Consider the following 15,161-nt stretch of genomic DNA (forward strand, 5'->3'; position numbering starts at 1 on the left):
CGCGGCGCATGGCGAGGACCTTCGTGCTGGCTCTCCTGCTCGCGGGCTGCGCGACGAGCCCCGCCAACCCGGCGAGCCCCGCGCCACCGGCCCCCGCGCCCGCGCCGACGCTGGTCGTGCCGGAGCCGACGAACGCTTCGGCGGACGACGACCTGCCGGCTCCGGAACGCTCCGCCGCACGCACGACCCCGAGCGGCCTCCAGGTCGAGGAGCTCACGCTCGGCTCCGGTGTCATGGCGGAGCCCGGCAAACGCGTGCGCCTGCACTACGTCGGGACGCTGGAGGACGGCACGGTGTTCGACTCGACGCGCGAGCGCGGCACACCCTTCGAGGCCGAGCTGGGCAAGGGTCACCTGATCAAGGGTTTCGAAGAGGGCGTCGCCGGCATGAAGGTCGGCGGAGTGCGCCGGCTCACCATTCCCCCCGAGCTCGGCTACGGCGAGCGCGCGATGGCGAAGATCCCAGCGAACGCGACGCTGATCTTCGAGGTCGAACTGCTCGAGGTGCGCTAGGGCGCCACGTCCACCCAGACCGGGTAGTGGTCGCTGGGCACGTCGGCGAGATCGTTGACCACGCCGCGCCCGAGGACCTTCAGCCCGCGCAGGTAGGTGAAGTCGATCTGGTAGTTGAGGTTGGGGCGGGTCCGGCGCTCCGCGTCCGGCATGTCGCCGTGCGGGTTCTCGAAGCACGACGCGCTCATCACGTCGAACAAGGGCTGGTCCACCACGGCGCTGCCGATGTTCGGGAACACGTTGAAGTCCCCCGCCACGCAGGCCTCTCGGCGCGGCAGCGCGCCGAGCAGCGCCACGATCTCGCCGACCTGTCCGGCGCGCTCGGGCGCGTCGGAGCGGTTCTCCAGGTGCGCCGACACCACGTGGAGCAACCCCTTCCCGAAGCGCAGATCGGCGCCGACGAACGAGCGGCGGCCGGTGCGCGGCTCGTCGGCGTCCAGGGACCAGTCGTAAGGCGCGTGGAGCTCGCCCCGCGCGACGTCGCCCACGTCGTGGAACCGGTGCACGGGGTTACCCAGCGCCCGCTTCGACAGGATGGCGTTACCCTCTTCGCAGCCGCCTTGCGCGTGCTCGACGAACTCCACCCCGAACACCCAGTCCATACCCAAGCTCGAGCCGAGCTCCCGCGCGACGTCGAGCTTCCCCGAGCGATCGCAGCCGCGGTCCACCTCGACCAGGAGCAGCACGTCCGCCGTGGACAGAACGGGGTGCTGCGAGAGCAGCGCCTGCACCTTCGCCAGCTCGGTTCCGAAGTGGATGTTCCACTCGACGATGCGCAGGCGCTCGGGTGGCGGCGCGTCCTCGTCCACCTGAGCCCTCCTCCCCGAAGCGATGTCGCAGTGCAGATCCCAGGGATTGGCGAGCTCGGCCGGCGGCTTTGCCCCCTCCTGGCAGAGCCGCGTCAGCGTCGGGTCGTCCTGGGCGTGCGCGTCTTGGATGCGCGTGAACGCTGCGTCCTTCGGCGTCGCCGCGACGTTCGGGCAGGCATCTTCCGCGGGCGTCTCCGCCGACTCGGAGCCGCAGGCCCAGAGGCCGAGGCAGAGCGGGAGCCAGGCGCCGGCTCTCACGCTCAGCCCTTCTTCGACCCCGGCGGAAGCGACTCGCTGTCCACGCGGAAGAAGCGGCGGATCTTGTCCACCAGATCCGTCTTGGCCTCGGCCGTGCGGCGCGAGGCCGCTTCGGCGCTCAGGTTCTCGCGCACGCGCAGGAGCTCCGTCTGGCGCACTGCCAGCACCTCCGCTGCTTCTTCGGCGATCTCGGGGCGGCGGTTCATCAGCTCCTGGAAAGCCGACTTGTCGAGCCGCCAGCACTCGACCGAAGTGACCGCCACGACCGTGGCCGAACGCGGCTCGCCGGTGAGGAGCGAGCGTTCCCCGAAGAAGTCGCCGGCGCGCAGCCGGGCGACCTCCTTCTCGCCCTCGCCCTCGATCTTCACCCGCACGCTCGTCTCGCCGCTCGCAATGATGTACAGCCAGTGCGCGTCGGCGCCTTGCTTGGTCATGGTCTCGCCGGCGGCGAAGGGCGCGTAGAGCAGCGCCCCGGCCAGCGCCTCGCGCTCTTCGCTCGACAGCTTGGAGAACAACGCGATGCGCGACAGCATCTGGAGCCTTCGCTCCAGCTCCGCGCTCGACTTCTCCTCGCGCCGCTCCGCCGTCTGCTCCGTCATGAAGATGGCGTGGGCGGGGATCGACAGCGGCAGATCCGCGCGCTTCAGCGCGAAGTACACCCGCGTCCTCACCGCGCTGTCCGTGGGGTCGTCCGCGGCCAGGTCGGTGAGCCAGTAGCGCACGGCGTAGCGGCCGTAGCTCTCGTGGAAGTCCATCAGGATGCAGTTCGGCGGCGGCTCGGCAGCGACGTTGTCGAAGGGCGCCGAGCGCAGCGCGTCCGTCACCGCGGCGATGACGTCCGACGGCGGGAAGCGATAGTCCACGTTGAACCACACCCAGCGCCGCCACTGCACGGGTTGACCCTGGCGCCGCCCCAGCACCATGACCTGGCCCTTCACCAGCTGCGAGTTCGGGAAGATCACCGTCTCCCAGTTGCGGGTCTCGATGGCGGTGTAACGCCAGCGGATCTCAACTACGCGACCCGACACGTCCCCGATCTTGATCCAGTCGCCCACGTGCACGCTGTCGTCCGTCTGGAGGGCGAGCCCGCTCAGGATGTTGCCGAGGGTGTCCTGAAGCGACAGACCGATGACCGCCGTGAGCACGGCGCTCGTGGCGATTAGGCCCGAGAGGTTGATGCCGGTGCGGGAGGCGACGGTGAACACCCCGATGACGGCGGCGGCGCCGATCAGCACGTCTTGCAGAATGCGAGGCACGCTGATGCGCAGCCGCGGGAAGACCACGGTGAAGAGCAGCGAACCGACCGCTGTCACGGCCGTCAGCGCCGCGAAGATCAGGAGCGGCAGCCGACTCTCGGTGTAGCCCGGCGCCGAGAGCCCGCGCCCGCGGAAGAAGCCGGCCACCGGCAAGAGCACCAGGTGCAGGCCGAAGAGCACGAGCGGCGCGACGACGATGCGGCGACCGGTCTGCTTCGGCCGCCCCAGCGCCGCGTTCAGCACGACGATCACGAACAGCCAGAGCGTGCCAGCGCTCTGGGCTTCGGCGAGGATGTCGGTCAGCCAGCCCATGGCTCGGCGATGATAGCCCACCATGTGGGACTTTTCCGCGCATGAGCCCATGACTTCCCGATCCGGGGAGACCGCCGAGTGCAGCGCGGGAATAAATGCCGACCCGCAGACTCTGCGAGAAAAACCCCGAGGCCAGCCCGCTGACGCGCCGTGCCCAAGGTCGGGCCCGCCGGTTGCATCAAAGCGTCATGTAAGCGCGCCCCCACGGGCCCGTTTCGAGACCGGAGACGACGAACATGATCCGCAAGAACGACGAGACCGAGCGCCCCGGCGAGTGGCTGCGCCACTTCGCAGAGGACGCCTCCGCGTATCGCGCGCTCTTGGCGGACAGCGGCAACCTCGCCCTCGCGGCCTACCGCCTGGCCCGCGCTCGCTGCCGCGTGCAACCGATGGCCGCGCAGGTGCCCACCCTGTCCGAGCTCAAGAGCGCGGCCGACGAGCTCACGGAGCGCACGGGCCACGAGCGCTCGTACCACCTGGGCGTGCTCGTGGCCGACTGCGCGCTGGCGGGCCTGCCGCTGATCCTGCCGCCGTCCTTCGACTCCGCGGCCTGAGCTCAGCGCGGTCCGGCACCGCGTTCGCCCGAGCGTCCGAAGTCCGGTCGATCGCGCAGGCGGCGCATGTCCTTCGGCAGCATGCCGAACGTGCGATTCGCCTCCGCGATCAGCCCGGCGCACGCCGCGGCACCCAGGTCGTGCTTCTCCGCCGGGTCCTTCAGCACGTCGAAGCACTGGTACTCGGGATCCTCGATCTGGGCGAGCACCTTCAACGGACCGAGCATCATGCCCCAGTTGGGTCGGTGGTACTCCCACACCCACGACACGTTCGTGAGCGGCAGGGGGCGCTCGGGGATGGGCCTCGCGGCGGTCGTTCCCAGCATGCGCTGGCGAAACGGCCCGAGCGCCGGATCGTCCCAGACCCCGAGCAGGTCGAGCAAGGTCGCGGCCTGATCGTACTGGCTGATCAGCGCTTCCTCGTTCTGCCGGTAGCCGGAGATCTCCCGTTCCGAGAGCGTCCCCCCGGGCGCGTCGATCCACTGCGGCACGCGGATCTCCTCGTCGAACACCGTCGATGAGTGGTCGTTCTCGTTCCGGTGCTCGCCGTACGCCTCGCCGTGGTCGGCGGTGTAGAAGAGCACCGTGCGCTTGCCGGCCTCCGTGGAGCGGACGTGCTCCACGAGGCGCGCGACCGCGAGGTCCGACAGGTAGACCGCATTCTTGTAGTGGTTGTTGCGCATCCGGCCCCCGGGCCCCTTGTCCTCCAGGTTCGTGGGCTGGAACGGCGCGTGGTTCGGATCGACGACCCGCGGCCGATGGATGTTGGAGAAGTGTACGACGGCGAAGTAGGGCTCCGTCAGCTTCGGCAGCTCGGCAATGACGTGATCGACCAGCTTCTGATCGTCGGCACCGGTCAGGGTGTCGCAGTGCGGATCGATGTCCGTGCCGGTGGCGAACGAGGTGAGCGGCAGGTCCTGCACCCAGAGCCGGGCGTTGCCGAACATCAGGTTCTGACTGGTCCAGTAGGCGCCGTCGTACCCCGCGGCGCGCGCGTACTCCCAGAGCAGCGGAGCGGAGTGCAGCCGCTCGAAGGTCTCCGTCGGGTCGATGCCGGACCAGAGCACCGCGACCGCCACCGCCGTGGACGAGCCGGCGGCCCGGACCTGATGGAACGGCAAGCGCCCCGGCGTGAGCCGATTCGTCGCGCGGGTGGCCAGCGCGCAGTCCGGCGCGTAAGCGATGCAGGTCACGTCCGCCCGCTGAGCCTCCTGCAAGAGCAGGATGACGTTGCGCTTGGACGGTGGGGTGGCGTTCAGCGGCGGGACCGCCTCCGGAGTGCGACGCTGCACCCGGACGATGGTCGGCTTCACGTCCCGGACCTGGCGCCTGAGCCGGTCGTTCACCAGCACGGCGACGCCGTGGAGGTACATGAGCTCGGGGGCGGCGGCCTGCCGCGGAACCGGCGGGCTCACCGGCGCGGCGAACGCGGCGACCACGGCGACCGACGCCAGCGCCGGCGCCCGCGTGCGCCAGCCGCGGGACGGACGCAGGGTCCTGCGCGCGAGCCACACCAGCGCGAGCGCGGCGAGCACGCCGAGCCCGAGCAACGGCAGCAGGAGCGAGCTCCCGAGCGGCAGCGCCGCGAGCACGCCGAGCGGGATCGGCTCGACGAAGATCAAGGGCTCGATGTTGACGTAGACGCGATAGCGGCTGAGGAAGGCGTGCTGAACGGCGAACGCGAGGCTGAACAGGAGCGTGAACACCCACGCGCCGACTCGGCGTGCCCGACCGCGCCGACCGGCGGCGACCACGAGCAGCGATGCCCAGAGCAGCGCGGCCCCCGCGCTCGTCCCGAGGTACGTCCAGAGCTCGACACCTCGGAGCCCGCTCAGGAAGCCCGGGCGCCGCGCGAAGTCCAGCGCCAGCAGCGACACACCAGGCAGCACGAGGACGCCGGCTGCGAGCAGGCGTCGCCGCGTCCGGTGGGCACTGCGCCGCGCAGGGATCCGCAAGACGCCGTGGTTCTAGCTCCTGCTACGCCGGAGCGCGAGCGCGCCGAGCGCGCCGAGCGCGAGCGCCGCCCACGCGAACGGCGAGCTCCGCGGCGCCGCGCAGCCACAGCCGCCGTCGTCCGACTCGTCGGCCGCGCCGGGACCGGAGCCCCCGCCGCCGGCGCTACCGCCGACGCCGCCGTCCCCGGCGGCGCCGAGCTTCAGCCACAGGTGGCTGGTCACGGTGCGGCGGGCGCCGCCCTCGAGCACCTCGACGCGGTAGCGATCCTCGCCGGAGGCGGGCGCGGTCACCGGCAGCTTCAGCACGAAAGGATCGGAGTCCACCTCCACCTCGGGCTCGGGGGCGCCGTTCTTCACGAAGCGCGCCGTGTACCCCACGCCCCCGGTGATGGTGGCCGAGAGCTCGCTCTTCGGCGCCGCGATGGTGTCACCGCTGGGCGCCACGCTGGAGGCGAGCTCGACCATGGGATCGTCGGGGCTCTTCAGCTTGACGACGGTGCGCCCGGACTTCACCGCGTCGATGATGCCCTGCACGCTGAGCGCCTTGGCGTAGACCATGGTGGTCGGGTTGCCGATGGGGCTCTGCGTGGGGGTCTCGTTCACGCCTGCCTTGTGGTCGTCGCTGCCGCCGAGCGCGGCCAGGTGGCGTCCCTTGGCGCACAGATCGTCCCAGAACCCGATGGCGCTGTCGGTCAGGATTCCGAACTTCCCGGTGCCGATCTCCACCGCGTCGATCTGGTCCACGGGCAAGTCGTGCTCCCAGGCGCAGCCGAGGCAGGCGTCGCCCAGGGCCAGCGTCGGGTGGTTGATCGAGAACAGCGCGCCCTGGGCCTGGAAGGCCTGGACCGCCGCGCCGATGGAGTTCCCTGGCAGCTCCGTCTTGTCGTCCACGTATTTGGTGGAGCCGATGGCGTTCGCGTGACCCCAGTAGGTCGTGAACTCGACGCCGGGCAAGAACAAGAAGTCCGAGTGCTTCTTCTGCGCCTCGGCGTAGAAGTCGAGCTGCGACACGGTGTTGTGGTCGCTGACCAGCACGAAGTCGAGGCCGCGGCCCTTGGCGAAGGCAGCGATGGCGTCGAGCGGCGGCTCCGCGTCCCCGCTCTCCATGGAGTGCACGTGGAAGTCGCCGGCGTACCAGCGCGTCTCGGTCGAGAGCGGAGCCGGCGCGGAATACGGCACTCGGTTGGTCTGCGCGGGCAGCGTGGGCACGTCGCGCAGCGTGACCTTCAGGCTGAAGCTCGCCGGCTTCACCTTCACCAGCGCCTTGCCGACCACGACCTTCCACTTCCCCGCGGCGATCGGGCCCGGCAGGTACGAGCGCGACGCCGCCTGCTCGCCGACCACGGCGTTCTCCGTGTTGCCGCCGCCCCAGCCGCGGAAGCCGCCCATTTCGTCCACCAGGCCCCAGTCCAGGATGTTGTCGGGAGAGAGGTCGTCGTGGGCGATCTCGATCTCCTTGATGCCCGCGGGCACGTCGAACTCCACGAAGAAGTGCCGGAGCTGATCGTCCGGGACGTTGCCCGAGAGGTCGAGCACCGTCTCGGCGGCGAGCGCGGGGGTCGAGAGCACCAGGGCGCAGCCGAGCGAAGCGAATCCGAGAGCTGCTCGCATCCGCGCAGCTTACCTCAAGGGCAGGCGGCCGGGCAGCCCGAGCAAGGGGCGACGCCGCAGTCGATGACCGGACCCTTGAAGCCGTTGCAGAGCACGTTGCAGGCCTGCGAGCCGCACTTGAGCTTGGTGTTCTCGCCGCAAGCGTGGTCGTGGCCCTCGCAGGACAAGGTACAAGGGCCCTTGCCGCAGGTGATGTTCGCGTTCTTGCAGGCGTGATCCCCCTTGCACTGGATCTTGCACTCGGTGGCGTCGCCGCAGTTGATGGTGGCGCCCTCGCAGGCGCCGTTCGCGTTGCACTCGACCTTGCAGATCTGACCGGGTGAGCACGTGATTGTCTTGTTCTTGCAGGCGTCCGCCGCGGTGCACATCGTGATGCACTCGTTGCCTTGGCACACCGAGCTGCAGCCGTTGGCGCCGGCGCACGTGGACGAGCAGCCCGGGACGTTTCCCGATTCGCACGCCGTGGCGACCTCGGCGGGCTGACAGACCCCAGAGTCGATGAAGGTGCCCCCTGTGCCGCCGCCGCTGGTGGTCCCCGCGGTGCCGCCGGTGGCCGCGCTGCCGCCGCTGCCGCCGCCGTCCGCGCCCGCTCCCCCGCCGCTGCCACTCGCGCCACCGGTAGCGCTGCCGCTGACCCCGGCGCTGCCCCCGGTGCCGGGGAAGCCCCCGACGGAGGGGACGCCGCCCGTAGCGCCGCTGCCCGAGGCGCCTGCCGTACCACCGGCGCCACCGCTCGCCACTGCGCCGCCGGTCTCCTCGACGCCGCACGCCACCGTGAGCAGGAGCAAGCCCCAGGTTGCCGATACAGCGCGCACTCGTAGAAAGAGTAGCACAGTGGCCGTCGCGTCCGAAAATGGCCAGACGGCTTCCACGCCACGCGCTATCTCCAAGCGCATGACGCTCGACGACGACGCCTGCTACAGCGCGCTCGCCAGCCGCGATTGTCGCCTGGACGGAGTCTTCTTCGTCGGGGTCACGACCACGGGTGTCTACTGTAGGCCGGTGTGCCCCGCGCGCACGCCGGGTAGGAGCCGCTGCGTGTTCTTCGGGAGCGCGGCGCACGCCGAGCGAGCGGGCTTTCGCGCCTGCTTCCGCTGCCGCCCGGAGCTGGCACCGGGCTCGGCCCCGGTGGACGCCGTGCCGCAGCTCGTGCGCGCCGCCTTGCGCAAGATCGACGCCGGCGCGCTGAACGAACAGAGCGTCGAAGAGCTCGCACGCTCGCTCGGCGTCAGCGAGCGGCACCTGCATCGCGCGCTGGTGGACGCACTGGGGCTCTCGCCCGTCGAGCTCGCCCAGACTCAGCGCCTCGCCTTGGCCAAGCGCCTGCTCCACGACTCGTCCCTCGGCATGACCGAGATCGCCTTGGCGGCCGGCTTCGGCAGCGTGCGCCGCTTCAACTCGGCGTTCCGCGGGCGCTTCGGCAAGCCACCCTCGGCGCTGCGCCGCGGCCCAGAGAGCAGCGCGGCCGGGGCGGGCTCGGTGCGCCTGCGCCTCGATTACCGCCCGCCGCTGGCCTTCACCTCGCACCTGGGCTTCTTGGCGGCGCGGGCCCTCCCGGGCGTCGAGTTTGTCGAGGGAGAGCGCTATCGCCGGGTCGTACGCATCGGTGACCGAACCGGCTGGCTCTCCGTGGAGCGCGATCCGACCCGACCGGCCCTCTCGGCCGAGGTGTCGCTCTCGCTCGCCGACAAGCTGCCGGCTGTGGTGGCGGGTCTGCGCCGCCTGTTCGATCTGGACGCCAAGCCGGAGGAGATCGATCGACGCCTGGTCCGCGACCCGCGACTGTCCCGGTACGTGAAGCGCACGCCGGGCCGGCGGGTACCCGGGGCATTCGACGGATTCGAGACCGCCGTGCGCGCGGTGCTCGGGCAACAGGTCAGCGTGAAGGGTGCGACCACGGTGGCCGGGCGCCTCGTCGAGCGCTTCGGTCCGCGCGTCGAGACACCATTCCCCGAGCTCCGTCGCGTCTTCCCGAGCTCCGGGGTGCTGGCGCGCGCTCGCGTCTCGGAGCTCGCTGCGCTGGGCATGCCCGGGGCGCGAGCCCGTGCGCTGATGGAGCTGGCCCGCGCCGTAGAGGCCGGGCTCGAGCTCTCGCCCGGCGCCGCGCTCGAGCCGACGTTGCGCGCGCTCGGCGAGCTACCCGGCTTCGGCGACTGGACCACGCAGTACGTCGCGATGCGCACGCTCTCGTGGCCGGACGCCTTTCCAGCCACCGATCTCGGCGTGCAGAAGGCGCTCGGCACGAAGTCGAAGGCCGCGGCCCTCGCCCTCGCGGAGGCCTGGCGACCGTGGCGCGCCTACGCAACCTTGCACCTGTGGGCAGAAGGAGCATCCCCATGAGATACGAGACCGAGTACCGGAGCCCGATCGGCCCGCTCACCCTCGTCGCCTCCGACGACGCCCTGGTCGAGCTTCGCTTCGGAGCCTCGACTGCCAGCCACCAGACACCGCTCTTGGCGCAGCTCGGGGCGGAGCTCCACGAGTACTTCGCCGGAACGCGCCAGCGCTTCGATGTCCCGCTCGCGCCCGAGGGAACGGCCTTTCAGCGCCAGGTCTGGCGCGCGCTCGCCGAGATTCCCCACGGCCAGACCCGGAGCTACGCCGAAATCGCCGCGCGCATCGGCAGACCGACGGCCACCAGGGCGGTCGGGGCTGCCAACGGTCAAAACCCCATCGCCATTCTGATCCCGTGCCACCGCGTGCTCGGTTCGAACGGCGCGCTGCGCGGCTACCGCTGGGGGCTCCACCAGAAAGAAGCGCTCTTGGCCCGGGAGCGGCTGGCATAAGCTACCTCTCGTGCCCCGCCCGTTCCGTGCCTGGGAAGCCGCGCTCGACCGCCTGGTCGATGACGAGACCAGCGAGCGCATCGAGCGGCTCGCGCCGAACGTCAACGAATACGGCTACGACCGCTGGGGCGCCTCGCCGGCCGCGACCAAGCGCGCCTTCGCGTTCGTGCGCTTTCTGTACCGCAACTACTTCCGTGTCGAGGTGCATGGCATCGAGCACGTTCCGCCCGGGCGCGTGCTCCTGATCGGCAACCACAGCGCGCAGCTCGCGTACGACGGCATGTTGGTCGCCGCCGCCATGATCCTGGACGCCGAGCCGCCGCGCTTCCTGCGCGCGATGATCGAGCGCTTCTTCGCCGTGCCGCCCTTCGTCAACATGCTGATGACGCGCATGGGCCAGCTGATCGGCCTGCCGGAGAACGCGGAGCGCCTGCTCCAAGAAGAAGAGGCGGCGGTGTTGGTCTTCCCGGAGGGCGAGCGGGGTGGCGGGAAGGTCTGGAAGGACCGCTACAAGATCATGGGCTTCGGCCAAGGGTTCTTGCGCCTGGCCATGAAGACCCAGACGCCCGTCGTGCCCTTTGCGTTCATCGGCGGCGAGGAGATGTGCCCCAGCTTCTCGCGCATGAAGCCGGTGGCGCGCCTCCTGGGCGTGCCCTACGCGCCGCTCACGCCGACCCTGCTCCCGCTGCCGCTGCCCGCGAAGGTCCACATCCTGTTCGGCGAGCCGATGCGCTTCGACGGTCGCGGCGACGAGGATGACGACGTGGTCATCCCCAAGGTGCGCCGGGTCGAGGAGCGCGTGAAGCAGCTCATCGACGCGGGGCTCGCCCTCCGAACCGGGGTGTTCTTCGGATGACCGGCCAGAGCGTGGTCGTGACCGGCGCCGCCGGCTCCATCGGCCAGCTCGCCGTGGACCACCTGGCGCGCCGGGGCTTCGTCGTCCACGCGGTGGACAAGCGCCCGCTCACGCGCCTGCCCAAAGGCGTGGTGGCCCACGTCGCCGACATCAAGAAGCGGGGCTTCGACGACACCTTGCGCAAGGTCCACCCGGACGCCGTGCTGCACCTGGCCCGGGAGCGGCGCTTCACCGTTTCGGCCGCCGAGCGCTACCGGGTGAACTTCGAGGGCACGACCCGAGTGTTCGAGCTCGCCATGGCGGCCGGCGTGAAGAAGATCGTCTTCCCGAGCCGCCACACGGTCTACGGCGCCCTGCCGGACAACCCAGGGTTCCTGCTCGAGGAGCACCCTCCCACGGCAGGCCGCACCTTCCCGGAAATCCAGGACCTGGTCGCCGCGGATCTGTTCGCTTGCGCCATGCTCTGGCGGAACCCGGAGACGGAGGTCGTGGTGCTCCGCCCCGTGAACGTGCTCGGACCGACGGTGAACACGCTCTTCTCTCGCTACCTCTCGCCCAAGCGGGTGTTCACGGTGGCCGGCTACGATCCAGTGCAGCAGGTGCTGCACGAAGACGACCTCGCGGTGGCCTTCGAGTACGCGCTCGAACCGGGGCTCCGGGGCGTGTTCAACGTGACGGGCCCGGGCGAGGTGCCCTTGCACGTCGTCGTGGAGGAGAGCGGCGCGAGCCGCGTGCCGCTGCCGGAGCCGGTGATCAAGCTGGTGCGCGGACGCCTGGGCTTCGCGCGCATCCCGCAGGGCGCCCTCGACTTCCTCAAGTTCCCCTGCACCGTGGACGGCACCCGGTTCGCCAAGGCCACGGGCTTCGCCGCACGGCACAATTTGCGGGAGACCATCCGCTCGATGCGGGCGCGCCGCGTCTAACCCCGTGATGACGCGTACGGACGTGGAGGTCGGCTGAATCCTTCGGCGCTGCCGTCCGTCGATCTGCCAAATCGACGTGAAACGCCCCAAGCTCTTCGTCGGCATCTGGAACGACCGCAACGCCTACTTCCCTCACCTGGACGGCGCGAGCGTGATGGTCTTCGAAGCCCGGGACCTCGGCGCCATCCGCTTCGGGCGGAGCGCCGAGAGCGCCCTCGCGTGGACGCTCTTCCTGTCGCGCCACACCGAGATCCGCGGCAGCTTCGAGCGCGCCCGGAACTGACGCCCGGGTGCGTTGCGAGCCGGCCCCTCGGCGGCTAGGCTGCCGCGCCATGGCTTCACGAATTGCGCGTCGCGATTTCCTCGCAGGGCTGGTCATCACGGTCGCCGTCACGCCGCTCGGCTGCGGCTCCGACGACGGGGGCGGCGAAGAGCCCACCAAGTACAGCACCGACCCCGCGGATCAGGCCGCGGTCTACCCGCAGGGTGTCGCCTCCGGCGATCCCAAGCCCGACAGCGTGGTCCTGTGGACGCGCGCGGTGCCGAAGTCCGGCTCGGGCCCGGTCCAGGTCATCTGCGAGATCGCCAGCGACGAGGCCTTCTCGAAGATCATAGGCAAGGAGACCGTGAGCGTGGACGAGTCCACCGACTGGACCGTGCGCATCAAGCCCACCGGGCTCTCGGCCTTCACCAGCTACTACTACCGGTTCAAGGCGGAGAAGACGCAGTCCATCGTCGGCCGGACCAAGACCGCGCCGGCCGCCGACCAGGACGTGCCGGTGCGCTTCGCGTTCGCCTCCTGCCAGGACTTCATCGGACGCTACTACCACGTGTGGAAGGCCTTCCTGGAGCAGGAGGCCCCGGTGGACTTCATCGTCTGGCTCGGCGACTACATCTACGAGACGGACGGCGACCCGGACTTCCAGACTCCGGATCCGAACCGCCAGATCGACATCCCCGACGGCATCGAGATCGTGCCCGGGGTGAAGGCCGCCAAGTCCCTCGAGGACTACCGCGGCCTGTACCGGCAATACCGCAGCGACGAGCACCTACAGAAGGCCCACGCCTCCTTCCCGTTCATCAGCATCTGGGACGACCACGAGTTCGCCAACGACTCGTGGCAGGACCACGCCACCGACTTCAACGAGAAGAAGGGCGCCGAGAAGAGCACCGAGCGCCGCGAGAACGCCAACCAGGCCTGGTTCGAGTACCAACCGGCGGACGTGACCTTCGACGCGAACAAGAGCTTCCCCGACGACCTGGTCATCTACCGCACGCTCCGCTACGGCAAACACGTCGAGTTGTTCTTGACGGACCAGCGCAGCTACCGCGACGACCACGTCATCCCGGAGGGCGCGCAGACCACCGACAAGCCGGCGGGCGCCCCGGCAGACGTGCCGACCTACGCCGAAGCCGGCAAGCTCTCGGCCAACCAGGCCCTCGGTTCCCGCAACTTCTGCAAGAAAGAAGCGTTCGACAAGATCGAGGCGTTCGTGAAGCCGACCATGCTCGGCCAGAAGCAGAAGCAGTGGCTGATCGACGGCATGAAGGCCTCGGACGCCAGCTGGAAGATCTGGGGCAACGAGACGCAGCTCCTGCAAATGTGCGCTGATCTGACGCTACCCGGCGTCCCGATCCTGTTCCAGGGCGTGTGGTACCTGACCGTCGATCAGTGGGATGGCTTCCGCAGCGAGCGCAAGGAGATCCTCGAGGCGCTCTCCGGCGTGGAGAACCTGGTGGTCATCACCGGCGACATCCACGCCTTCTACGCCGGGGAGCTGCACCCCGACTTCGACGCACCCGGAGCCAAGCCGGTCGGCGTCGAGTACGTGTGCGCCGGCATCAGCTCCTCGCCCTTCCAGGAGATCGTCGCCACCCAGGTCTTGGGCCTGGATCCCGACGGCAACTACGGGCTCAAGCCCCTGGCGACGGACAAGGCGAAGTTCGACGAGGTGGTGCAGAAGTCCAGCCCGCACTACAAGCACGTCGAGGGCTTCGCGCACGGCATCGCCATCATGGATGTCAACGCCGGCACGGACGTCCAGGTGACGTTCTTCGGCGTGGCCGACGTGAAGTCGAAGGACTTCGACGGCAACGTGAAGATCTCGAAGTACAAGACGGCGTCCGGGACCAACAAGGTCGAGAAGGTCTGACGCGCTTCGAGCCGGAGAGAGCTCCACGCCGCGCGAGCTTCAGAGCCGATCGATGAGGGCCCTCGCCAAGCTCGCCGCGGCCGCAGCCCTGCTCGCGTCGTGCGGGCCGGCGGAGCCAGCACGCGCTCCCGCCCCGCCCGCCGCGTCCGCCGACACGCGCGCACCGAGCTACCGGGTCGTGGACGCGACGGCGCCTTTCTGGGCGTTCTGGCAATCCCACGCCCGCTCCACGCCGGAGGCGCGCCTCGCCGGCTTTCGCGAGCTGGTGATCGCCAAGAACCCCGCGCTCTTCGGCGACGGCGTGATCGGCCGCGATCCGCTGAACCCCGACGAGCTGGGCGCGCGCCTTCCGCCCTGGCTCGCCAGCCTGGACGCGCGCATCGACGCCATGCGCGCCCTGGGCCGGAGCGTGGAGCAGGACCTGGGTCGCTTCGATGCGAGCTTCCGCCAGGTCTTCCCCGACATGAGCTGGGACGGCACCGTGTACTTCACCGTCTCGGTGGATGCCTTCGACGGCGCCGTGCGGCGCGTGGACGGCCGGCTCGCGCTCCTGTTCGGGCTCGACAAGATCGCGCTCCTGTACGGACCGGACGCGAGCGTCGGCCCGCTCTTCCACCACGAGCTGTTCCACCTCCATCACCAGAAGCTCTGCTCGATGCCAGAGCCGAAGCCCGAAGGTCCGAACGGGCTCTGGCCTCCGCTCTGGACGGAGGGGCTCGCGGTCTACGTGTCGCACCACCTGAACCCCAAGGCGACGCTGCGCGAGCTCACCTTGAGCTCGGAGATGGTGTCGGCCGCCGATGCCAGGATGGCTCCGCTCGCCGGCGAGCTCCTGCGCTTGCTCGACGACGCGCGCGAAGAGGACTACCGCGACTACTTTCTGGGCGCTGGGCAGCGCGAAGACGTGCCCAAGCGCGCCGGCTACTACATCGGGTATAGGCTCGCCCGCTCACTCTCCAAGCAGATGACCTTCGATCGACTGGTGCGCCTCTGCGGCGAGGAGCTCCGAACGGCCATCGAGCGGGAGCTCCAGCGGCTGATCGCCGCGGAGCCTCGGTCGAGCGAGCGCGTCGGCCTGGCAAGACACTCACACGCCCGAGCTGCTTCGGGTGGGTGAGCTACGCGCCGGTGCGCGTAACCGATCGCGCAGCACGGCTCACAAACCCGGGGAATCCG

The 15,161-nt window shown here is 70.0% G+C and carries 14 protein-coding genes; 9 read left to right on the top strand and 5 right to left on the bottom strand.

From position 1 onward, the window contains the following. The first annotated feature begins 8 nt into the window (after positions 1-8). Positions 9-512, top strand: a complete 504-nt coding sequence (locus HS104_17400; protein ID MBE7481740.1) for an FKBP-type peptidyl-prolyl cis-trans isomerase — start codon at positions 9-11, stop codon at positions 510-512. On the opposite strand, the gene HS104_17405 is transcribed toward HS104_17400, so the two are convergent. Both HS104_17405 and HS104_17410 read right to left on the bottom strand, forming a co-directional pair. Further along, the gene (locus HS104_17405) at positions 509-1,579 is read right to left on the bottom strand and encodes an endonuclease/exonuclease/phosphatase family protein (protein MBE7481741.1); all 1,071 of its coding nucleotides are present in this window, start codon (positions 1,577-1,579) and stop codon (positions 509-511) included. The two genes, HS104_17400 and HS104_17405, sit on opposite strands and share 4 nt — an antisense overlap. A 2-nt stretch (positions 1,580-1,581) precedes the next feature. Then, complete coding sequence (locus tag HS104_17410; GenBank protein ID MBE7481742.1) at positions 1,582-3,147, bottom strand: mechanosensitive ion channel; 1,566 nt, start codon at positions 3,145-3,147, stop codon at positions 1,582-1,584. 236 nt (positions 3,148-3,383) lie between these two features. Between HS104_17410 and HS104_17415 the strand changes: the two genes are divergently transcribed. Further along, positions 3,384-3,701 carry a hypothetical protein gene (locus HS104_17415; protein ID MBE7481743.1) on the top strand — a complete coding sequence of 106 codons (318 nt, stop codon included), beginning with the start codon at positions 3,384-3,386 and terminating at the stop codon, positions 3,699-3,701. Positions 3,702-3,703: 2 nt separating this feature from the next. Here HS104_17415 and HS104_17420 read toward each other — a convergent pair whose 3' ends face one another. The 3 genes from HS104_17420 to HS104_17430 are packed head-to-tail and all read right to left on the bottom strand — an operon-like array spanning position 3,704 to position 8,082. Next, positions 3,704-5,656, bottom strand: coding sequence for a sulfatase-like hydrolase/transferase (locus HS104_17420; protein MBE7481744.1), 1,953 nt, complete (start codon positions 5,654-5,656; stop codon positions 3,704-3,706). Positions 5,657-5,668: 12 nt separating this feature from the next. Then, complete coding sequence (locus tag HS104_17425) at positions 5,669-7,267, bottom strand: CehA/McbA family metallohydrolase (GenBank protein ID MBE7481745.1); 1,599 nt, start codon at positions 7,265-7,267, stop codon at positions 5,669-5,671. Positions 7,268-7,281: 14 nt separating this feature from the next. Further along, positions 7,282-8,082 carry a hypothetical protein gene (locus HS104_17430; GenBank protein ID MBE7481746.1) on the bottom strand — a complete coding sequence of 267 codons (801 nt, stop codon included), beginning with the start codon at positions 8,080-8,082 and terminating at the stop codon, positions 7,282-7,284. 79 nt (positions 8,083-8,161) lie between these two features. Here HS104_17430 and HS104_17435 point away from each other — a divergent pair, with 79 nt between their 5' ends. The 7 genes from HS104_17435 (at position 8,162) to HS104_17465 (ending at position 15,102) form a co-directional block, all read left to right on the top strand. Further along, positions 8,162-9,607, top strand: coding sequence for a DNA-3-methyladenine glycosylase 2 family protein (locus tag HS104_17435; GenBank protein MBE7481747.1), 1,446 nt, complete (start codon positions 8,162-8,164; stop codon positions 9,605-9,607). After that, positions 9,604-10,053, top strand: coding sequence for a methylated-DNA--[protein]-cysteine S-methyltransferase (locus HS104_17440; protein ID MBE7481748.1), 450 nt, complete (start codon positions 9,604-9,606; stop codon positions 10,051-10,053). Before HS104_17435 ends, HS104_17440 begins: the two co-directional genes overlap by 4 nt. Positions 10,054-10,063: 10 nt before the next feature. Next, positions 10,064-10,909 (top strand): acyltransferase family protein, encoded by an 846-nt coding sequence (locus HS104_17445; GenBank protein ID MBE7481749.1) that lies wholly within the window; start codon positions 10,064-10,066, stop codon positions 10,907-10,909. Continuing rightward, entirely contained in the window at positions 10,906-11,832 is a 927-nt protein-coding gene (locus HS104_17450) for an NAD-dependent epimerase/dehydratase family protein (protein MBE7481750.1), read from the top strand. Before HS104_17445 ends, HS104_17450 begins: the two co-directional genes overlap by 4 nt. Positions 11,833-11,908: 76 nt before the next feature. Beyond that, positions 11,909-12,115 (top strand): hypothetical protein, encoded by a 207-nt coding sequence (locus tag HS104_17455; GenBank protein MBE7481751.1) that lies wholly within the window; start codon positions 11,909-11,911, stop codon positions 12,113-12,115. Positions 12,116-12,164: 49 nt separating this feature from the next. After that, complete coding sequence (locus HS104_17460; protein ID MBE7481752.1) at positions 12,165-13,985, top strand: alkaline phosphatase D family protein; 1,821 nt, start codon at positions 12,165-12,167, stop codon at positions 13,983-13,985. A 52-nt stretch (positions 13,986-14,037) separates the two neighbouring features. Further along, entirely contained in the window at positions 14,038-15,102 is a 1,065-nt protein-coding gene (locus tag HS104_17465; protein MBE7481753.1) for a hypothetical protein, read from the top strand. Positions 15,103-15,161: the final 59 nt, after the last annotated feature.

The sequence above is a fragment of the Polyangiaceae bacterium genome (assembly GCA_015075635.1).
Taxonomy (GTDB): domain Bacteria; phylum Myxococcota_A; class Polyangia; order Polyangiales; family Polyangiaceae; genus JADJKB01.